Here is a 19,055-nt window from a genome sequence, read left to right as displayed (position 1 = left end):
TTGTCCCTACTTCTTTTCCGGCAGGGCAGGGAACTCGGCATTCTTGGGAGTCGCGGGAGCGTCCCAGCCGCGTTCCTTGGCGATCTGCGCACCGGCCAGCGTCTCCGGCGCCGCCGACGGGCCGTCGAGGTCGGCGTCGCGACCCTCGAAGAACCCGGCAAGCTGGAGCTCGGCCTGCTTGAAGTCGGTGAGCGGCGCGCCGCGCGTCGGGGCGGGCTTCTCCCCCGACTGCAACGCCTTCACGAGTCCCAGCGCCTTGTCCGGCGTCTGGTTGTCGTAGAACTCGTAGTTCACCTGCAGCACCGGGCCGAGGTCGCACGCGGCGAGGCACTCGGCGTGCTCCAGGGTGATCGAGCCCGGCGTGCCCGGCTCGCCCGCGGTCTCCTCGTGGCCCACGCCGAGGTGGCTCTTGAGCGTCGAGTAGATCTCGTCGCCACCCAGTGCCGCGCACAGCGTGTTCGTGCAGACGCTCACGAGGTGCTCACCGCACGGGCGGCGCTTGTACATCGTGTAGAACGTCGCGACCGCGCTGACCTCGGCCTCGCTCAGGTCGAGCTGCCCGGCGCAGAACCGGATGCCGTCCTGGGAGACGTAGCCCTCGACCGACTGCACGAGGTGCAGCATCGGCAACAACGCACTGCGGGACTGCGGGTACCGGGCGATGATCGCCTGCGCCCGGTCCACAGTGGACTGGTCGAACGCGGTTTCCTGTGCCTGAGTCATCGGTCGCAACCACCCATCACGGGGTCGATCGAGGCGACGGACGCGATCACGTCGGCGACCATGCCGCCCTCGCACATCGCGGGCATCGACTGGAGGTTCACGAAGCTTGGTTCGCGGACGTGCACGCGCATCGGCCTCGTGCCGCCGTCGGAGACCATGTGGTAGCCGAGCTCGCCGCGCGGCGACTCGACCGGCACGTACACCTGGCCCGCCGGCACCTTGAAGCCCTCGGTCACCAGCTTGAAGTGGTGGATCAGGGACTCCATGGACTGGCCCATGATCTTGCGGACGTGCTCGAGCGAGTTGCCCATGCCGTCGCTGCCGATCGTGAGCTGCGCGGGCCATGCGATCTTCGCGTCGGCGACCATCACCGGACCGGTGGGCAGGCTCTTCACGACCTGCTTGATGATCCGCAGCGACTGGTGCATCTCCTCGAGACGCAGCAGGTACCGCGCGAAGCAGTCCGCCGCGTTCGAGGTCGGCACGTCGAACTGGTAGTTCTCGTAGCCGCAGTACGGCTCGACCTTGCGCAGATCCCAGCCGAGGCCGGCGGAGCGCAGGATCGGGCCGGTGATGCCGAGCGCGAGGCACGCGTCGACGGGAAGGTAGCCCACGCCCGCGAGGCGGTTGCGCCAGATCGGCTGGCCGGTGAGCAGCTTGTCGTAGTCCGGCAGCCGCTTCTCCATGACCTTGACGAACGCGGTGATCTTCTCGACCGCGTCGGCCGGCAGGTCCTGAGCGAGGCCGCCGGGTCGGATGAACGCGTGGTTCATCCGCAGGCCGGTGAGGTGCTCCAGCAGGTGCAGCGCCTCTTCACGCTCACGGAACCCGGAGGTCATGCCGGTGAGGGCACCAAGCTCCATGCCGCCGGTGGCGAGGGCGACGAGGTGCGAGCTGATGCGGTTGAGCTCCATCAGCAGCACGCGGATCGCCTGCGCCTTGTCCGGGACCGTGACGCCGAGCAGCTTCTCGACGCCCATGCAGTACGCGGCTTCGTTGTGCAGAGGCGCCAGGTAGTCCATGCGCGTCACGAAGGTGACGCCCTGGACCCAGTTCCGGTACTCGACGTTCTTCTCGATACCGGTGTGCAGGTAGCCGATGACGCTGCGGGCGTGGGTGACCGTCTCGCCCTCGAGCTCCAAGACCAGACGGAGCACGCCGTGCGTCGACGGGTGCTGCGGGCCGAGGTTCATGACGATGCGCTCGTCGTGCACCGCGTCCGCGAGCACCTCGTCCCAGTCGCCGCCGGTCACCGTGTAGACGGTGCCCTCGGTGGTCTTCCGCGAGTCCGCGATCTCAGGAGTCTCGGTGCGGGTGGTGACGTCGTCCGTGCTGTCGCTACCGGTCGCGCTGGTGTTCGTCCCGGTGGTGACGTCGGAAAGCCGCTCGGTCATGAGTAGGACCGCCTCTGGTCCGGCGGAGGAATCTCCGCGCCCTTGTACTCGACCGGAATGCCGCCCAGCGGGTAGTCCTTGCGCTGCGGGTGGCCGTCCCAGTCGTCCGGCATGAGGATGCGGGTCAGTCCGGGGTGACCGTCGTAGATGATCCCGAACATGTCCCAGGTCTCGCGCTCCTGCCAGTCCGCCGTCGGGTAGACGTCGATCAGGCTCGGCACGTGCGGGTCCTCGACGTCGACCGCGACCTCCAGCCGGATGCGGCGGCGGTACGTCATCGACGTGAGGTGCGTGACCGAGTGCAGGCGCTGCGGCACGTCGGCGCCGTAGTCGACACCGGACACCGAGCTGCAGAGTTCGAAGCGCAGGGACGGGGTGTCACGGCAGATGCGCGCGACCTCCAGCAGCGTCTCCGGCCTGAGGTAGAAGGTGATCTCGCCGCGGTCGACCGTCACCTGCTGCACCGTGTCGGCGGGCAGGCCCTTCTCGCCGATGGCGGCGATGAGCTCGTCCGCGACCTCGTCGAACCAGCCGCCGAACGGGCGCTCGGACGGAGCGGCCACGTGGGCGGGCAGGCGCAGGCCACCGAAGCCGGACGTGTCACCGGAGCCGGTGACGCCGAAGAGGCCCTGGCGCTCCTTGCCCGCGAAGATCGGCGCTTTGGCTTCCGCGCCGTTGGTCTTTTCGAGGCCCTCCACAGCGCGGTCGGCGCTGGAGTGCTCTCCCCCTGGCTCGGTCACTTCTTCCTCGCAAAACGCTCGGAGGACGGGATGAGATCGGTGCGGTAACCCGAGTCGGCGAGTGCCTTGGCGCGCACGGCGTTCAGCGGCTCGTCCATGATCTTGGCGTGGATCTTGAGGATCGCGTCCATCAGCATCTCCGGCCGCGGCGGGCAGCCCGGCAGGTACATGTCGACGGGCACGACGTGGTCGACGCCCTGCACCACCGCGTAGTTGTTGAACATGCCGCCACTGCTGGCGCACACGCCCATGGCCAGCACCCAGCGCGGCTCGGGCATCTGGTCGTAGATCTGCCGCAGCACCGGCGCCATCTTGTTGGTGACGCGGCCGGCCACGATCATCAGGTCCGCCTGGCGCGGTGAGGCCCGGAAGACCTCCATGCCGAAGCGGGCCAGGTCGTAGCGCGGACCACCCGTCGTCATCATCTCGATGGCGCAGCAGGCCAGGCCGAAGGTGGCAGGCCAGAGCGAGGACTTGCGGGTCCAGTTGACCAGCTTCTCGACGCTGACCAGCAGGATGCCGTTCGGGAGCTTCTCCTCGAGACCCATGACTTCCTCAGTTCCAGTCGAGGCCGCCGCGACGCCACACGTAGACGTACGCGAAGCCGACCGTGGCGACGAACAGGACGATCTCCACCAGCCCGAACAGGCCCAGCTTGTCGGCGGCCACGGCGAACGGGTAGAGGAAGACCATTTCGATGTCGAACAGGATGAACAGCATCGCCGTGAGGTAGTAGGCGACGGGCATGCGCCCACCACCCACGACCGGCTGCGGGCTCGGCTCGATGCCGCACTCGTACGCGTCGAGCTTCGCCCGGTTGTAGCGGCGGGGTCCGATGTAGGGCGCTGCGGTCACCGAGAACAGTGCGAACGCCCCGGCAAGCGCGAACATCAATACGAGGGGGAGGTAAGGGTCAAGCACGCTCCGTCGTCCTTTCCTCGCGGTCGAGGCGCACCCTAAGGGTGTTGTTCTCCGGCTCGTTTGTTAGGCGAACCTAACAAACGCTTGTGAAACAGTTCACAAGCTAGTTCACACTGTTGTGAACTGATTCACAAGGTCGCCCGCCAGTGTAGAACGCCTGTAAATGACCTGGATCACAGGGTCTGACCTGGGGGTTTTACCGGCCGGACATATGCGAAACGGCACCGGCTCGTATTGAGCCGGTGCCGTCCCCTATTCGGAGTAATTCAGGCCGTGGGAGCGAGCTTCGTGGCGGCCACGATCAGCCGGTCCATTGCGTCGCCGTCCTTGGGGTCGTAGAGGCCCGCGAGTAGCTTGAGCACCAGTTTCATCAGGCGTTTCCGCGGCATTCCGTACTTCGTTGCGGTCCGCATGATCGCCGGGTTACCGATGAGCTTCGAGAAGACGTTCCCGAGCCGGTAGTAACTGCCGAGCGCCTCCTCGATCCGGACCGGGTAGCCGTGCAGCGCCCGTTCACGGTTGACGCCGGTGCGGGCGAGGGCCTGGACGATGCTCTCGGAGGCGATCTTGGCCGACTCCATGGCGTAGCCGATGCCCTCGCCGTTGAACGGGTTGACCATGCCGCCGGCGTCGCCGACGAGGAGGAGGCCCGCCCGGTAGTGCGGCTTGCGGTTGAGGCCCATGGGGAGCGCGGCGCCGCCGATGCGGCTGGTCGCGTTCTCCTCGCGGAAGCCCCACTCCTCGGGGGTGCCGTCGAGCCAGGACCGCAGCAGTTGGCGGTAGTCGGTGGTGCCGTAGGCCTTCGACGTGCTGAGGATGCCCAGGCCGACGTTCACGCTGCCGTCGCCCATGCCGAAGATCCAGCCGTAGCCGGGCAGCAGCTGGCCGTCCGGCGCCCAGAGCTCGAGGTGCGACTCGAGGTAGTCGTCCTTGGTGCGCGGGCTGCTGTAGTAGCGGCGGACCGCCACACCCATGGGCTTGGCGTCGTCCTTCTGCAGGCCGACGCTCAGGGCGAGCCTGGCGCTGACTCCGTCGCAGCCGACGACGATGGGGGCCTTGTAGGTGACCGGGTTCTTTTCCGGTCCCTGCTTGGCCTCGACACCGACGACCCGGCCGTTCTCGATGATGGCCTTGGTGACCGTGGTGTTCTCGTGCATGCGCGCGCCGGCTGCCTTCGCGGCGTTGGCGAGCATCTCGTCGAAGTCCATGCGCGGCCGCACGAGGCCGTAGTTCGGGAAGGTGGCCAGGTCAGGCCAGTCGAGCTCCATCGTGACGCCGCCGCCGACCACGCGCAGGCCCTTGTTGTGCAGCCAGCCGTTGCTCTCGCGGGTGTCGATGCCCAGGTCGATCAGCTGCTTGACACCTCGGGGGGTGAGGCCGTCGCCGCAGACCTTCTCCCTGGGGAAGGTGCTCTTCTCCAGGAGGAGGACGTCGAGGCCCGCCCTGGCGAGGTAGGTCGCCGCGGTCGAGCCCGCCGGTCCCGCCCCCACCACGATGACGTCGGCGTCCTCGTTGATCCCGCGCCTGCTCATCCAGACTCCCTAACGTGTACCGGTCGTCACAACTCAACACAGCTCACAGCTCTGTTCGCGACTCTAACCGGCGCCCGCTGAGACCCCGCGCCCCAAGCCCGCTGCCGCGCACCCAAAGGCCGCGCTCCGCCAGCTGCCGCTTGGGGAACGCGGGGGCCCCGCGTTCCCCAAAAGGAAACGCAGGACTCCCGCGTTCCCTCGAAGATCGCAAGTTATCCACATGTCGATCATGCGGTGGTTGCCGATCACTGCCAGATGTCCATGATTGGCTGAATGACGAAACGGGCTGCGGCTGACTACGGACGTCTGGCGGATCTGTTCGAGGACGGCGTGGCCGCCCGCCGTGAACTGCTGGTGCTGGGACTAACGGGCAAGGCCATGGCACTCAAGTGCCGGCCTGGCGGCGGTTGGACGCGGATCTTCCTCGGTGTCTACCTGCTCAACGGCGGCATTCCCGACCGAAGACAGCTCGTCCGGGGTGCGTTGTTGCGCGCGGGCCCGCTCGCCTTCCTGACGGGATTGGAGGCTGCTCGGAGGCACGGCGTGCGGCGTCTTCCTGAAGACCATCGCATCCATGTCCTCGTACCTCATGGAAGAGGTCTCGCGAGCCAGGGCCCTCTTCTCGTCGAACGATCCAACCGGCCATGGTCAGGGAGCTTGATCGACGGTTTTCCCACAGTCCATCTCGCTCGTGCTCTCATCGACGCCGCACGTCGGGAGGCTCGCTTCGACGTGGTCCGGGCGATGATCGCCGATGCTGTCCAACGACAACTCTGCTCACCAACAGCACTCACGGCGGAACTGAAAAACATGCACCTCGGCGGCACCGCCCTACCCAGAACGGTACTCGACGAGGTGTCGGACGGCGTCCGCTCCGCAGCCGAAGCGTGGGCGCGATCGCTGGTCAGCCGTTCCTCGCTGCCGTCGCCGCAGCGGAACGTGCTGATCCGCTCGGCATGTGGACAACAGCTCGCGATCGTGGACGGCTGGTGGGACGAGGTCGGGTTGGCCTGGCAGATCGACTCGAAGGAGTTCCACATGTCCCCCGCCGACTATGCCCACACGATGGCACAGCATTCAGCATTGCTGGCGCACGGCGTGATGACCGTACACACCGTTCCATCTCGACTTAGGGCCGATCCGAACGGCGTCATCTCAGAACTACTGGGCGCCTACCGCTCCGCATCTACGCGCCCGCGTCCAGACGTCAAAGCGACGGTGTGGCGGCCCGTCTGACGGGAACGCGGGGGCCCTACGTTTCCTTCAAGGGAACGTAGGGCCCCCGCGTTCCCGGCGGACGGGCGGACGGGCGGGCGGGCGGTCAGGTGGTCGGCTCGGGAGATTCGGCCGGCTCGGGCGTCGGCTTGGGCTCGTTCGGCTTCGCGTTCGGCTTGGGCTTGGTTGCTCGGTGGAGGGCGACCATGCCACCGGTCAGATTGAACCAGGCCACGTCCTCCCAGCCCGCCTGCGAGATCAGCTCGCCCAGGGTGCGCTGGTCGGGCCAGGTGGCCATGGATTCGGCCAGGTAGGAGTAGGCGACCGGGTTGCTCGACACGAACTTCGCGATCAGCGGGAGCAGTTTGAGCAGGTAGCGCATGTAGACGAAGCGGAACGGCTTCCAGACCGGGGTGGAGACCTCGCAGATCACCATGCGGCCGCCCGGCTTCGTGACGCGGGCCATCTCCTGGAGGGCGACGACCGTGTCGTTGAAGTTGCGGATGCCGAAGGACACCGTGACGGCGTCGAAGGAGTTGTCCTTGAACGGTAGGCGCAGGGCGTCAGCGGCTACCTTGGGGACTCGGCGGTGGGCGCCTGAGGCGAGCATGCCCACGGAGAAGTCCGCTGCTACGCACCAGGCGCCGGACTCGGCGTACTGGACGGTCGACACGGCGGTGCCCGCTGCCAGGTCCAGGACCTTCTCGCCGGGGCGGGCGTCGAGGACGCGCCTGCTCCACTCCCGCCAGCGGCGGTCGAAGCCCAGCGTCATGACCGAGTTCGTGCGGTCGTAGCCCTTGGCCACGCCGTCGAACATCTCGGCGACCTCGCGGGGGTTCTTGTCCAAGCCGGCTCGCGACATGAACTAAAGACTAAGTCAGACTCGCTGAGATCATCTTCAGGGCACCTTCAGGGCGGTCAGCATGCCGTCCACCGCCGTGTGCCACGGGTACTCCTCCGCGCGTGCCCGGGCTGCCTCCCTGGAGCCCGATTCCAGCAGCTGCCGGGCTGCCTCGGCGAACGCCGTCGCGTGGTCGGAGACGGCCGCGCCGCATGATGGCTGGACGATCTCCTTTAGAGCGCTGCTCTGGCTGACGACTACCGGGGTGCCGCTGGCCAGGGCCTCCAGGGCGGCCAGGCCGAACGTCTCGTGCGGGCCCGGTGCCAGCGACAGGTCGGCCGAGGCGAGCAGGGACGCTACGTCCAGGCGCGATTTGACGAAACCGAGGAAGGTTATCGGCAGGCCTGCCGCGCGCTTCTCCAGGAATGAGCGCCTGGGGCCGTCGCCGGCGATCACCAGGCGTGCCGAGTGGCCCTGTTCGTGCAGTTCGGCGAGCGTGTCTACGGATCGTTCGACGTGCTTCTCCGGGGACAGGCGTCCACAGTGGATCAGGAGGTTCTCCTTGCCCTGCAAGAGGTCCTGTCGCAGCTCTGCGGAGTGCCGGTGCGGGGTGAAGGTGGCTAGGTCGACGCCTAGTGGCACCTGGGTGACGTTCTTGGCGCCGATTCGGTCGAACTCCTCGCGGGCGAAACCTGTCGTGCAGACGACCGTGTCGTAGGAGTCGGCCATGCGGCGGTTGGCCCAGTCCGCACCGCGCTCGGCCGGGCTGGGAGGCAGCACCAACTGCAGCAGGCGGTCCAGGCGTTCGTGGGAGATCACGACGTTGGGGATGTCGCGTTCGCTCGCCCAGGCGCCCATGCCGCGTAACGTCAGCCGGTCGGAGACCTCCAGCCGGTCCGGCCGCAGGTGCTCCATCAGGGATTTGACGCGCCACGGGTCCACGACGCGGTAGCCGCCGGTGTACGGGACCTTGAGCGCGGGCAGCGTGATGCGCCGGACCCCGCCGGGCAGCACCTCGTCCGCGCGGCGGGCACCCGGCACGACCAGCACCACCTCGTGGCCCGCCTGCGCGTAACCCGTGCCGAGGTGGTGCAGTGCCGTGCGGAGACCGCCCGACCTGGGGCCGTAGAAGTTGGCGAGCTGCACGATCCTCAAGCGGCCGCCTGGTGACTGAGTCCCAGAACAGCGGCGTAGTGACCCATCAGCTCGTCGCAGACCGCCGGCCAGGTGCGGGACAGCACCGACTTGCGGGCGGCGAGACCGAACCGCTTGCGCACCAACGGGTCGCGCAGCAGGTCCACGTACTGCGCGATGTCGTCCTCGAAGAGGTACCCGGTGCGGCCGTGGCGGACCAGGTCGCGCGGGCCGCCGGCGTTCGGTGCGAGCACCGGCAGTCCGGTCGCCAGCGCCTCCTGCACGGCCTGACAGAACGTCTCGTGCGGGCCGGTGTGGATGAAGACGTCCAGCGACGCGTAGGCCTCGGCGAGCTCCTGACCGGTGCGGAAGCCGAGGAACTCCGCGTCGGGCAGGTCCTTCTCCAGCTGCTCGCGGTCCGGGCCGTCGCCGACGATCCGCAGCCGCACGCCCGGCAGGTCGCGGAGTTCGCGCAGCCGGAACACCTGCTTCTCCGGCGCGAGGCGGCCGACGTAGCCGATGGTCAGCTCGTCGTTGTGCTTCGGGCGAGGGCGGAAGAGGTCGATGTCGACGCCGCGGCCCCACCGGTGCACGCGCGGCACCCCGTGCTGCTCCAGCGCCTCGACCGCGGAACTCGACGGCGCCAGCGTGCGGTCGGCGAGGGTGTGCAGGCGCTTGGTCCACCGCCACGCGGCGCGCTTGGTGAGCCCGAGCCCGTAGTTGCCCGCGAACCCGGCGACGTCGGTCTGGTAGACCGCGACGGCCGGCACGTCGAGCTTGCGCGCGGCTCTCAGCCCGTACGCGCCCAGCACGAACGGCGACGCGAGGTGCACGACGTCGGGCTGGAAGTCGGTGAGGGCGTGCAGCACTCTCGGGCTCGGCACGCCGATGGGCAGGCTCGTCACCATGGGCACGTCGACCGTGGAGACTCTGACGACGGGCGTGCCGTGGTGCTCGTCGGCACCGGCTCCCGGCGCCACCACGAGCGCCTGGTGGCCGCCTCGGCGCAGGTGCTCCAGGACTCTGAGCACGGAGTTGGTGACGCCGTTCACCTGAGGCAGGAAGCTCTCGGTCACGATCGCTACTCGCACAGGGACACCCTGAGGTGCCCGTATGAAGTCCGCGTGACGCGGGATTTGACGCGGACAGAACACCTCACGTCGTGGCCAGGTGATCGTCGATTCGTCATCTGCGCTTCGGTTGCCGGTCATCCGACCCGGTGAAACTAGGCCAGCATGACCGTCTTGTCGTCCCGTCCCGCGCACCCGGTAGACCCCGGCCTGGTGTCCATCGCGCTGGAAGTGGCCGGTCGCCTGGCGAACGACGCCTCGGACGTCATCATGGCCACCGCCGGTCGCGGCGTGCGTCCCGACTCCGGCGAGTCCCCGTTCGACTGGGTCACCGACACCGACCGCACCCTGGAACGCCACACGAGGCGCGTGCTCACCGCCGAGTTCCCGTCGATACCGGTGTTCTGCGAGAACTCCGACCCGGACGTCCCGGGCGACTCGGAGTTCCGCTGGGTCGTCGACCCGGTCGACGGCACCGCGAACTACACGGCGGGCATGCCGTGGTGCGCCTACAGCCTCGCCCTGGTGGACCGCTGGGGCCCCGTCGTCGGCGTCGTCGCCGACCCGTACCGCTCGCAGATCTACGCCGCCGCCCGTGGCCGCGGAATGCGCGCGAACGGCACCCCGGTCCGCCTGACCGAACGCCAGGGCGATTCTCTTGTGGTGTGCACCGAGATGACCCGCACAGGCCCGTGGCCCGGCATGGGCGAGTTCATCTCCACGGCCGCGATAGCAGGCACGGGCGTGCGCGTCCTCGGCTCGAAATGCCTCGCCGTCGCACAGGTGGCTTTAGGCCACGTGGCGGCTGCCGTGCTGCACGGCTATCACGAGTGGGACGTCGCCGGTGCGGTCTCTCTGGCCGTGGAGTCCGGTGCCGTCGTGCTGGACAGACGCGGCGCAGGCAACCAACTGCCCGTGGACGGCCTGCTGGTGGCCGCCCCCGAGGCGGCCGACGAGGTGCTGAGCTGGTGGCAGTCGGCGCTTCAGGTCGACAACTGAGGCAGCTGCTTCTCCAGCACCTCGAGATGCGTGCGCGCCTCGTCGAGCTCCGGGTGGTCGAACATCTGCAAGGCCACCCGGCCGACCTCGTTCTCGAACTGGTGGAAGTCGTGCGTGGCCCTGAGCAACCGCTGGTAGACCGGGTGCTGCCGGTCGACGGCCCCCAGTGCCCGCCCGAGCTGCGCGATGCCGCGCACGTCGTCGAGCTCCCCGGTCAGCTGCTCGCTGATCCGCTGCAGCCACTCCTTGGCGGGTGAGCCCGGCACCGTCTGGACGGCGGCCGCGACCCTGCGCGTCGACTCGGCGCACCGTTCGACCAGGTCGGACCACATGTCGTAGGGCTGGTGCGGGATCGGCGGTTGTATGGGTTTGAGGGCCTGGCGTGGCCGTTGGATCGAGCGGCGGACGAAGCCGGCGCCGGTGCCGATGACCGCGCCGGGGAGGCCGCCGAACAGGAGGGCGATCGCGAGGATCGCGAGGATCGTGATGAAGGGCGAGGACGGCGGCTTGTCACTGGCGACGGCCAGGTCGATGGCCGTGGTGATGGCGCCCATCAGCAGCGTGCCGATGGCGGCGCCCCAGAGCGCTGAGCGGACGACGACCCCCATGGCACGTGATCGTGCCATGTTCATCCGCCGTTCGGTGCCCTTCCGAGTTCACGAGCAGCGCATCGTTTCTGCTATAGTTCTTGTTGCCGGTTCCAATAGGAGCCGGAAGTGGACCCGGTTCACCCGCCGGACGACGGGTTGCCGGGTTTCGCGCTGTCTAGGGGATTTTTACCGCCGCCACCTCACCTATCAGGTCGCAGGCCCGCCGGCGCCAGTCACCACCCGCACCGTATGACCACGCGATCGCGTCGCTGATCCACAACAGCGGATCTTCGGCCGGCTTCAGGTGCTCGTAGGTGAACGTTCCACCGAACTTGCGGATGCCGGCAGCGAGCACGCGACGGTCGGCGGCGTCCTGGTGCTGGCAGCTTTCCAGCACGAGCCGTGCGACATCGAGGTCCACCAGGCGAGGGATCATCTCGAACAGACACGCCGAGCGTGCAATCGCATCGTTGCTGTTCTTGCAGGTCCAGACGTAGGCACTCACGCCGAGGGCACTGATCTGGGACAGCACCTCCTTCCTCCGGCGATCCCCCTCGTCGTTGAAGTGGATACGCCGCTGCCCGTGCTTCACCAGACCGCGCATCACCGATCGCATCGCGTCGAGGTCTCGAGAACGCACCAAGGTCACGGCGATCAGGTAGGTGGTACCTCGCCGCGACTCGTCCAGAAATCCGTGCCACATGGACCATATGGTCTCAAAGGAGTAACGGACTACTCCGATCAGGCGTCGAAATCGACCGTCACGCACTCGCTGGTCGGCAGCGCCTGACAGGTCAGCACGAAGCCGGCCGCCACCTCGGACTGGTCGAGCGCGTAGTTGCGTCGCATCTCGACGCTGCCCTCGGTCACCAACGCACGGCACGTACCGCACACCCCGCTCTTGCACGCGAACGGCAGGTCGGCGCGCACGCGTTGAGCGGCGTCCAGGATCGGCTCGTCGGCGGGCAGCGGCAGGGTGGTCGACTTGCCGTCGAGCACGACCGTCACGGAGGCGGCGGCGTCCACGACGGCCTCGGCGCGGCGGGGTGGGGGTGGCGGTTCGTCGACGTAGAAGAGTTCGTGGTGGACGCGTTCGGCGGGCACGCCGCGATCGCGCAGTACGGCCGTGGCGTCCTGGACCATCTCGTAGGGGCCGCACAGCCACCACTCGTCGATGGCGTCGAACGGGACGACGCTGCCGAACAGCGCTGTCAGCTTCTCGGCGGTCAGGCGGCCGGTGAACAGCTCGACGTCGCGGGGTTCGCGGGACAGGACGTGGATGAGCTGGAACGTGGCCGGGTAGCGGTCCTTCAGGTCGGCGAGCTCGTCGGCGAACATCACCGTGTTGGTGCTGCGGTTGCCGTACATCAGGGTCACGCGGGCGCCGGTGGCGAGGACCGTGGCGGCGATCGACAGGGCCGGGGTGATGCCGGAGCCGGCGACGACCAGGCCGTGGTGCGTGCCGGTGCCGGAGGGCGTGAACTTGCCCAGGGGCGGCAGGACTTCGAGCACGTCACCGGGGACGACGCGGTCCACGAGCCAGGTGGAGAACTGGCCGCCGTCGACGCGGCGCACGCCGATCCGCGGTGGAGAACCCGCCGGGGCGCAGATCGAGTACGAGCGGCGTTCGTCGCCCTGGCGCAGGGTCAGGTACTGGCCCGCGGCGAAGGCGAACTCCTCCGCCAGGTCGGCCGGCACGTCGAAGGTGACGGCCACGGCGTCGTCGCAGAGGCGGTCGACGCTCGCGACGGTGAGCTTGTGGAAGGCAGCACGGCGAGCCACTCAGATCTCCTTGACGTGCTCGAACGGTTCGGCGCAGGCGTTGCAGCGACGCAGGGCCTTGCACGCGGTCGAGCCGAACCGGGAAATCTCCGAGGTGTTGGGCGAGCCGCACTGCGGGCAGGCGACCTGGCGTGACGGCGGCACCAGGTTCAGCGGCACCGGGCCGGCGACCGTCGGGCCGATGCGGGACGGCGGTGCGATGCCGGCCTCGGCGAGCTTGGTGCGGCCTTCTTCGCTGATCCAGTCCGTCGTCCAGGCCGGGGACAGCGACAGCCGTACCTCGACGTCCTCGAAGCCCGCGCGGATCAACGAACGGCGCAGGTCGGCGCCCATCTCGTCGATCGCGGGGCAGCCGGAGTAGGTCGGGGTGATGGTGACGACGACGCGACCGTCGACTTCGGACACGTCGCGGAGCACGCCGAGGTCCGCCAGCGTGAGGACCGGGAGTTCCGGGTCCCGCACGGCCGACGCGATCTCGAGTGCCGTGGTCACCAGACCGCTCCCGGCAGCGAGCGGTGCAGGTGCTGCATCTCGGCGAGCAGGTAGCCCATGGCCTCGGTGTGGACGCCGTCGCGGCCCGCCATGCCGGCGACGCGGGCGGCGCGGGTGTCCGCGGGACGCGTGAGGCCGGCGGCGTCTAGCACCGCCTGCAGCACACCGTCCACTTCGGACCGCAGCGACGCGGGGTCGACCGCGACACCGGCCAGGGCGGCCTCGACGGAGTGCGTCGCGAACAGCTCGTCCACGAACGGCCACACGCGCTCCAGGCCCGCCTGCATGCGCCGGTGCGACTCGTCAGTGCCGTCGCCGAGACGAACGGTCCATTGAGCAGCGTGGTCGCGGTGGTAGGCCAGTTCCTTCAGGCCCTTCTCGGCGATCGCGGCGAGGACCGGGTCGGCCGAGCCGCGCAGGCGGGAGAACAGCGCGAGCCGCCACGACGAGAACACCAGCAGGCGCGCGATGGTCGTCGCGAAGTCGCCGCCGGGACCGGGGCCGCAGTCGATCTCGGCGAGGTGCACGTTGCGGAACTCGCGTTCGTCGCGCAGGTACGCCAGGGCGTCCTCGTCGCGGCCGAGCACCTCGCCGGCGCGCGTCAGCAGCATGCGAGACTGGCCGAGCAGGTCCAGCGCGATGTTGGCGAGTGCGATGTCCTCTTCCAGCTCGGGAGCGCGCGAGCACCACTCCGAGAGCCGCTGCGAGCAGATCAACGCGTCGTCGCCGAGCATGAGGCAGTACGCGGCGAGGGCTTCGCGGTCGACTCCGGCCGGGAACTCGCGGTTCACGCCGGAGAGGGCCTCCGAGAAACCCGTCCCGAACGCCCAGTGCGCGTCCTCGTGGCCGAGGAGCGACTCGTACGCATTGTCGAAGCTCATAGGTGCGGCACGTCCTCGGGAATCGCGTAGAACGTCGGGTGCCGGTAGACCTTGTCGCCGGACGGCGCGAAGAACGGGTCCTTCTCGTCCGGCGAGGAGGCGGTGATCTCGGTCGCGGGCACCACCCAGATCGAGACGCCCTCGTTGCGGCGCGTGTAGACGTCACGGGCGTTGCGCAGCGCCATCTCCGCGTCCGGCGCGTGCAGCGAACCGACGTGCACGTGGTTCAGGCCGCGCTTGCCGCGCACGAACACTTCCCACAACGGCCAAGACGTGCTCACGCGGCACCTTCCTTCGCAACGGCGTGCTTCGCGGCGTGCGCGGCGGCGGCCTCACGGACCCACGCGCCGTCCTCGTGCGCCTTGCGTCGGTGGGCGATGCGCTGCTCGTTGCAGACACCGCCGCCCTTGACGACCTGCCAGAACTCGTCCCAGTCCGGCTGACCGAAGTCGTACTCCCCGCGCTCCTCGTTCCACTTGAGCTCGGGGTCCGGGAACGTCACGCCGAGCGCCTCGGCCTGCGGCACGCTCATGTTCACGAACTTCTGCCGCAGCTCGTCGTTGGTGTCGCGCTTGATCCGCCACGCCATCGACTGCTCGGTGTTCGTGGACTCCGAGTCCGGCGGGCCGAACATCATCAGCGACGGCCACCACCAGCGGTTCACCGAGTCCTGGACCATGTCGCGCTGCTGCTGCGTGCCGCGCATCATCGTCATCAGCAGCTCGTAGCCCTGCCGCTGGTGGAACGACTCTTCCTTGCAGATGCGGATCATGGCGCGCGCGTACGGCCCGTAGGACGTGCGGCACAACGGGACCTGGTTGCAGATCGCGGCGCCGTCGACCAGCCAGCCGATCACGCCGACGTCGGCGAACGTGAGCGTCGGGTAGTTGAAGATCGAGGAGTACTTCTGGCGGCCCTCGATGAGCTTGGTCGTCAGGTCCTCGCGGTCGGCGCCGAGCGTCTCGGTCGCCGAGTACAGGTACAGCCCGTGCCCGGCCTCGTCCTGCACCTTCGCCAGCAGGATCGCCTTGCGGCGCAACGAGGGCGCGCGGCTGATCCAGTTGCCCTCCGGCTGCATCCCGATGATCTCGGAGTGCGCGTGCTGGGCGATCTGCCTGATCAGGGTCTTGCGGTAGCCGTCGGGCATCCAGTCGCGCGGCTCGATGCGCGATTCGGCCTGCACGGTGCGCTCGAAGCGCAGCTCCAGGTCATCCGCCATGACCCGATGTTACACCCGAGTGCCGAATCTGCGCAGAACTGTCACAACCGCTGCGATGACGATCCAGACGGACACGAGGAAGGTTCCGACGGGCAGCAGGCTGAGCACCGCGGTCCGGCCGGCGACGCGGGTGAGTTCTGGGTTCGTCTGGTCGTACTCGACCCGCACGTTGTCCCCGACCTTGAGCCCCTCCGGGTACAGCACGCCCTGCGACGGGATGATCACGCGCCCGTCCGGTGTGGCGTAGCGCACAACGGTCCGGTTGAAGGAGACGGAGTCGACCTGCGCGACCGCCTGCCCCATCGACCGCTCGATGGCCACGTCGTCCCGCCAGCACGCGATCGGCAGCAGCACGCAGACGAGCGTGATCACGCCACCGACGACGAACAAAGCCCCGCAGACCGCACGGCGGACGCGTGCACCGCTGGGCATCCTGGTCACTGCGTCCTCCACCACAACTGAGAAGTCTAGAGCCGGGCGGATGCCGCGCTTTCAGGTTGATGTCCATACAGTCGAAGCGTGACCTCAGCACCCACATCGCGAGCACGGCAGCGAATCCGCGTCCGGTCGAGGCGGGACACCGCCGGTGACCTGCTCGGACTGCTGCCGGACCCCGAGCACGCGCTCGCCTGGGTGCGCGACGGGTCCGGTCTGGTCGGCTGGGGTGAGGCCGCACGCCTGGAGGTCAGCGGTCCCGACCGGTTCGCGCAGGCGGACAAGTGGTGGCGCGAGTTCTGCGCGCACCTGGACGTCGACGACTCGCTGGGCGTGCCCGGCAGCGGCCCGGTGGCCTTCGTGTCGATGGCCTTCGCCGACGAGCCCGGCGACTCGGTGCTGATCGTCCCCGAGGTCGTCGTCGGCCGCCGCAACGGCGAGCAGTGGGTCACCACGATCGGCGCCTCGGACCCCGCACCGCTGGTCGCGCCGCTGACGCGCCCGTCGACCGTGCGGTACGCGAACGGCCAGCTGCCGGTCACGCAGTACCGCGAGGTCGTGCGCGAGGCCGTGCGCCGGATGCGCGGCGGTGAGCTGGACAAGGTGGTGCTGGCGCACGACTTGGTCGCGCTGACGGACCGGCGGCTGGACCAGCGGTTCGTGCTGCAGGGGCTGGCCCGCCGGTACCCCGAGTGCTGGGCCTACGCGGTGGACGGGCTGGTCGGCGCGACGCCGGAACTCTTGTTGAGGCGGACCGGGTCGGTCGTGGACTCGCGGGTGCTGGCCGGGACCACCTGGCCGCACGACGGGGTGTCGAACGAGGAGCTCGCGTCGGCGTTGATGTCGTCGGAGAAGAACCTCGAAGAGCACGACTACGCGATTCGGTCTCTCGCGGACACCTTGAAGCCCTTTTGCTCGACGATGTCGATCGAGGGGCCTTCCGTCCTGCGGCTGCCGAACGTGTCGCACCTGTCTTCTGACGTGATCGGTGAGCTGGAGTCGCCGGTGTCGTTGCTGGATCTCGGCTCGGCGGTGCATCCGACTGCTGCCGTGGGTGGGACGCCCCGGCTGGACGCGACTCAGCTGATCTTGCAGTTGGAGGGGATGGACCGCGGGCGGTACGCCGGGCCGGTCGGGTGGATCGACGGGAACGGGGACGGGGAGCTCGGGATCGCCCTGCGGTGTGCACAGATTTCCGGGTCTACAGCTCGGTTGTTCGCCGGGTGTGGGCTGGTTGCCGACTCGGATCCGGACATCGAGGTGCAGGAGGCGCACGCCAAGATGCGGCCTATGCGTGAGGCCCTCGAAGGGCTATAGGACGCCGTCGATGAACGCTGCTTTGCCTTTCGTGTAGGCCCCACACGGCGCCACGGGTGATTGTCGAGTTCTGGTGGCACGTCGGCCCAGCCGGTGGCGGTGAGACGTTGTGGCCGCGCGCCCTCGATCGACCGATCAGACGTGTTCGAGGAACGCGCGCCAGGCCGAGGTGCTGAAGGTCAGCACCTCACCGGCCACGTTCTTCGAGTCGCGGACGCACGCGTCGCGGGTGAGCGAGACCTCGACGCAATCACCTTCTGGCGTGCCGTTGCTGTAGCTGCTCTTACGCCAAGTGCGGTCCTCGGTCATCGAGATCCTCTCGCGGTGTGCCGACGTACTCCGCCAGCTTCCTCCGCGATTGTTCCTCCTCCAAGGCGACCTCGGCCAAGCGGTTGAAGATCAACCTAGTCCGCGCGATGGCCCCCAGGTCCTGCACGAACACCTGGGTCAGATCCGTCTCGCTGTAGGCGATCGGCATCGCCGACCTGTTGCCGCAGTGCTAGCTCATGCACGTAGAACAAGCAATCCGGCCGCTCGGTACAGGGCGTCGGCGTACCTCTCCGTCTGGATGAGACCCGGAACCGTCAGCGTGTCGTAGTTGAGCATCGTCTTGGCCGTCGATTCGGCCATGGCGAGCGTGCGCACGTTGTCGGGGACCTGCACGATGTACTCGTCGAACACGTTGCGGTAGCGGCGTTTGAAGTCCTCGAAGAAGTCGATGTCCTTGCCGCACATCGTCAGGAACTGGACCAGGTCGATCTCGCTGGGCCGCGCCTTGCCGTGCTCGATGGTCGAGACCTTGCTGGGGGTCCCAGCCGAGGCGGTCGGCCACCTCGTGTCCCTTGAGGTCGGTGCAGGTCTCGCGCAATCGCCGCAGCTCATCGCCCAGGTCTCGGCTGTACGCGGTGGATGGGGTACTAGGTGCCATAGCCATCGACGGTATGACTTGGACTTGATCCACGATACGGGCTCGTTCGGGTGGAAACGGGTCAGCCGTGCGGCCCTCCGCTGACGTAGATGACCTGGCCCGTCACGTAGTCGGCGTCCTCCGCCGCGAAGAACAGGACGGCGCGGGCGATGTCGTGTGGCGTACCGACGCGGCCTCGCGGGATCGACTTCCGTTGCACTTCGATGTGCTCGTCGAGGGTGCGGCCCGCGCGGGCGGCGGACACCTTGGTCATCTCGGTCACCACCACGCCGGGGCCGACCGCGTTCACGGTGATGCCGAACGGGGCGAGGTCCAGTGCGGTGGCGCGAGTGAAGCCTTCCAGGCCTGCCTTGGCGGCGACGTAGTTGGCGCGGTCGTCGTCGACCAGTGCGGAGATGCTGGAGATGTTGACGATGCGGCCCCAGCCCGCGGCGCGCATGGCCGGCGCGATGGCTTTGAGCATCAGGAAGCTGCCGCGCAGGTGGGTGTTCATCACGGCGTCCCAGTCGGACAGCGGCATGTCCAGGACCATGCTGTCCCTGGCGAAGCCGGCGTTGTTGACCAGGATCTCCACCGGACCCAAGCGGGTCGTGATCTCGGCGACCGCCTGGGTGACGGCGTCGGGGTCGCTGATGTCCGCCGGCACCGCCACCGCTGTTCCGCCGGACGCGGTGATCTGCTCGGCCACCGCCTGCGCCCGGTCGGTTCGGTCGACCAGGGCTACCCGGTGGCCCAGGGCTGCCAGGGCTTGGGCTGTTCCGGCGCCGATTCCGGAACCGGCGCCGGTGACGAGCGCGACACGAGGGTGCATTCGTTGATCGTGCTCGTCACCGGGCGGGTTC

24 protein-coding genes are annotated in these 19,055 nt (G+C 68.4%); 3 read left to right on the top strand and 21 right to left on the bottom strand.

The annotated features are described in order from the left end of the window. Positions 1 to 6 precede the first annotated feature (6 nt). The 6 genes from nuoE to ACRSBM_RS42895 form a co-directional block, all read right to left on the bottom strand. The gene (gene nuoE, locus ACRSBM_RS42920) at positions 7 to 723 is read right to left on the bottom strand and encodes an NADH-quinone oxidoreductase subunit NuoE (protein WP_434452663.1); all 717 of its coding nucleotides are present in this window, start codon (positions 721 to 723) and stop codon (positions 7 to 9) included. Then, positions 720 to 2,117 carry an NADH-quinone oxidoreductase subunit D gene (locus tag ACRSBM_RS42915; protein ID WP_434452662.1) on the bottom strand — a complete coding sequence of 466 codons (1,398 nt, stop codon included), beginning with the start codon at positions 2,115 to 2,117 and terminating at the stop codon, positions 720 to 722. The genes nuoE and ACRSBM_RS42915 overlap by 4 nt, the downstream gene beginning before the upstream one ends. Further along, complete coding sequence (locus tag ACRSBM_RS42910) at positions 2,114 to 2,857, bottom strand: NADH-quinone oxidoreductase subunit C (RefSeq protein ID WP_434452660.1); 744 nt, start codon at positions 2,855 to 2,857, stop codon at positions 2,114 to 2,116. Before ACRSBM_RS42910 ends, ACRSBM_RS42915 begins: the two co-directional genes overlap by 4 nt. Beyond that, positions 2,854 to 3,405, bottom strand: a complete 552-nt coding sequence (locus ACRSBM_RS42905) for a NuoB/complex I 20 kDa subunit family protein (protein ID WP_065915907.1) — start codon at positions 3,403 to 3,405, stop codon at positions 2,854 to 2,856. The genes ACRSBM_RS42910 and ACRSBM_RS42905 overlap by 4 nt, the downstream gene beginning before the upstream one ends. Positions 3,406 to 3,412: 7 nt before the next feature. Continuing rightward, positions 3,413 to 3,778: an NADH-quinone oxidoreductase subunit A gene (locus ACRSBM_RS42900; protein WP_167975087.1), complete on the bottom strand. Its 366-nt coding sequence runs from the start codon at positions 3,776 to 3,778 to the stop codon at positions 3,413 to 3,415. Positions 3,779 to 4,044: 266 nt separating this feature from the next. Next, positions 4,045 to 5,310 (bottom strand): geranylgeranyl reductase family protein, encoded by a 1,266-nt coding sequence (locus ACRSBM_RS42895; protein WP_434452655.1) that lies wholly within the window; start codon positions 5,308 to 5,310, stop codon positions 4,045 to 4,047. A 273-nt stretch (positions 5,311 to 5,583) separates the two neighbouring features. Between ACRSBM_RS42895 and ACRSBM_RS42890 the strand changes: the two genes are divergently transcribed. After that, positions 5,584 to 6,546, top strand: a complete 963-nt coding sequence (locus tag ACRSBM_RS42890; protein WP_434452653.1) for a hypothetical protein — start codon at positions 5,584 to 5,586, stop codon at positions 6,544 to 6,546. 85 nt (positions 6,547 to 6,631) lie between these two features. Here ACRSBM_RS42890 and ACRSBM_RS42885 read toward each other — a convergent pair whose 3' ends face one another. Genes ACRSBM_RS42885 through ACRSBM_RS42875 form a run of 3 tightly spaced genes read right to left on the bottom strand, consistent with a single transcriptional unit; the run spans position 6,632 to position 9,591 of the window. Then, positions 6,632 to 7,387 (bottom strand): demethylmenaquinone methyltransferase, encoded by a 756-nt coding sequence (locus tag ACRSBM_RS42885; RefSeq protein ID WP_434452650.1) that lies wholly within the window; start codon positions 7,385 to 7,387, stop codon positions 6,632 to 6,634. 36 nt (positions 7,388 to 7,423) lie between these two features. After that, positions 7,424 to 8,521: a glycosyltransferase gene (locus ACRSBM_RS42880; RefSeq protein WP_434452647.1), complete on the bottom strand. Its 1,098-nt coding sequence runs from the start codon at positions 8,519 to 8,521 to the stop codon at positions 7,424 to 7,426. Then, positions 8,518 to 9,591 (bottom strand): glycosyltransferase family 4 protein, encoded by a 1,074-nt coding sequence (locus tag ACRSBM_RS42875; protein ID WP_434452645.1) that lies wholly within the window; start codon positions 9,589 to 9,591, stop codon positions 8,518 to 8,520. Before ACRSBM_RS42875 ends, ACRSBM_RS42880 begins: the two co-directional genes overlap by 4 nt. 144 nt (positions 9,592 to 9,735) lie before the next feature. Between ACRSBM_RS42875 and ACRSBM_RS42870 the strand changes: the two genes are divergently transcribed. Continuing rightward, entirely contained in the window at positions 9,736 to 10,569 is an 834-nt protein-coding gene (locus ACRSBM_RS42870) for an inositol monophosphatase family protein (protein ID WP_434452643.1), read from the top strand. On the opposite strand, the gene ACRSBM_RS42865 is transcribed toward ACRSBM_RS42870, so the two are convergent. The 8 genes from ACRSBM_RS42865 to ACRSBM_RS42830 form a co-directional block, all read right to left on the bottom strand. Further along, positions 10,554 to 11,177: a hypothetical protein gene (locus ACRSBM_RS42865; protein WP_434452641.1), complete on the bottom strand. Its 624-nt coding sequence runs from the start codon at positions 11,175 to 11,177 to the stop codon at positions 10,554 to 10,556. The two genes, ACRSBM_RS42870 and ACRSBM_RS42865, sit on opposite strands and share 16 nt — an antisense overlap. A 157-nt stretch (positions 11,178 to 11,334) precedes the next feature. Next, the gene (locus ACRSBM_RS42860) at positions 11,335 to 11,862 is read right to left on the bottom strand and encodes a hypothetical protein (protein ID WP_434452639.1); all 528 of its coding nucleotides are present in this window, start codon (positions 11,860 to 11,862) and stop codon (positions 11,335 to 11,337) included. A 38-nt stretch (positions 11,863 to 11,900) separates the two neighbouring features. Then, on the bottom strand, positions 11,901 to 12,941 hold the full coding sequence (paaE, locus tag ACRSBM_RS42855; protein WP_434452637.1) for a 1,2-phenylacetyl-CoA epoxidase subunit PaaE: 1,041 nt from the start codon (positions 12,939 to 12,941) through the stop codon (positions 11,901 to 11,903). Further along, positions 12,942 to 13,433: a 1,2-phenylacetyl-CoA epoxidase subunit PaaD gene (gene paaD / locus ACRSBM_RS42850; protein WP_434452635.1), complete on the bottom strand. Its 492-nt coding sequence runs from the start codon at positions 13,431 to 13,433 to the stop codon at positions 12,942 to 12,944. It abuts the gene before it with no gap. Continuing rightward, positions 13,430 to 14,314: a 1,2-phenylacetyl-CoA epoxidase subunit PaaC gene (gene paaC, locus ACRSBM_RS42845; RefSeq protein ID WP_434452633.1), complete on the bottom strand. Its 885-nt coding sequence runs from the start codon at positions 14,312 to 14,314 to the stop codon at positions 13,430 to 13,432. The genes paaD and paaC overlap by 4 nt, the downstream gene beginning before the upstream one ends. Then, positions 14,311 to 14,595: a 1,2-phenylacetyl-CoA epoxidase subunit PaaB gene (paaB, locus tag ACRSBM_RS42840; RefSeq protein ID WP_089915556.1), complete on the bottom strand. Its 285-nt coding sequence runs from the start codon at positions 14,593 to 14,595 to the stop codon at positions 14,311 to 14,313. Before paaB ends, paaC begins: the two co-directional genes overlap by 4 nt. Beyond that, positions 14,592 to 15,533 (bottom strand): 1,2-phenylacetyl-CoA epoxidase subunit PaaA, encoded by a 942-nt coding sequence (gene paaA / locus ACRSBM_RS42835; RefSeq protein ID WP_434452630.1) that lies wholly within the window; start codon positions 15,531 to 15,533, stop codon positions 14,592 to 14,594. The genes paaB and paaA overlap by 4 nt, the downstream gene beginning before the upstream one ends. Positions 15,534 to 15,542: 9 nt before the next feature. After that, positions 15,543 to 15,965 (bottom strand): DUF3592 domain-containing protein, encoded by a 423-nt coding sequence (locus tag ACRSBM_RS42830; protein WP_434453482.1) that lies wholly within the window; start codon positions 15,963 to 15,965, stop codon positions 15,543 to 15,545. 87 nt (positions 15,966 to 16,052) lie between these two features. Between ACRSBM_RS42830 and ACRSBM_RS42825 the strand changes: the two genes are divergently transcribed. Continuing rightward, on the top strand, positions 16,053 to 17,285 hold the full coding sequence (locus ACRSBM_RS42825) for an isochorismate synthase (protein ID WP_434452628.1): 1,233 nt from the start codon (positions 16,053 to 16,055) through the stop codon (positions 17,283 to 17,285). A gap of 135 nt (positions 17,286 to 17,420) precedes the next feature. Here the strand turns inward: ACRSBM_RS42825 and ACRSBM_RS42820 are convergent, their stop codons facing one another. The 4 genes from ACRSBM_RS42820 to ACRSBM_RS42805 form a co-directional block, all read right to left on the bottom strand. Continuing rightward, the gene (locus tag ACRSBM_RS42820) at positions 17,421 to 17,594 is read right to left on the bottom strand and encodes a DUF397 domain-containing protein (RefSeq protein ID WP_434452626.1); all 174 of its coding nucleotides are present in this window, start codon (positions 17,592 to 17,594) and stop codon (positions 17,421 to 17,423) included. Next, a complete protein-coding gene (locus ACRSBM_RS42815; RefSeq protein ID WP_434452624.1) occupies positions 17,569 to 17,763 on the bottom strand; it encodes a Scr1 family TA system antitoxin-like transcriptional regulator in 195 nt (64 codons plus the stop codon). Before ACRSBM_RS42815 ends, ACRSBM_RS42820 begins: the two co-directional genes overlap by 26 nt. Positions 17,764 to 17,789: 26 nt before the next feature. Beyond that, entirely contained in the window at positions 17,790 to 18,167 is a 378-nt protein-coding gene (locus ACRSBM_RS42810) for a Scr1 family TA system antitoxin-like transcriptional regulator (RefSeq protein ID WP_434452623.1), read from the bottom strand. Between the two features lie 107 nt (positions 18,168 to 18,274). Continuing rightward, complete coding sequence (locus ACRSBM_RS42805) at positions 18,275 to 19,024, bottom strand: SDR family NAD(P)-dependent oxidoreductase (RefSeq protein WP_434452621.1); 750 nt, start codon at positions 19,022 to 19,024, stop codon at positions 18,275 to 18,277. Positions 19,025 to 19,055 lie beyond the last annotated feature (31 nt).

The organism is Lentzea xerophila (genome assembly GCF_051094245.1).
In the GTDB taxonomy this organism is placed as follows: domain Bacteria; phylum Actinomycetota; class Actinomycetes; order Mycobacteriales; family Pseudonocardiaceae; genus Lentzea; species Lentzea xerophila.
This window is presented reverse-complemented; position numbering and strand designations above follow the sequence as displayed.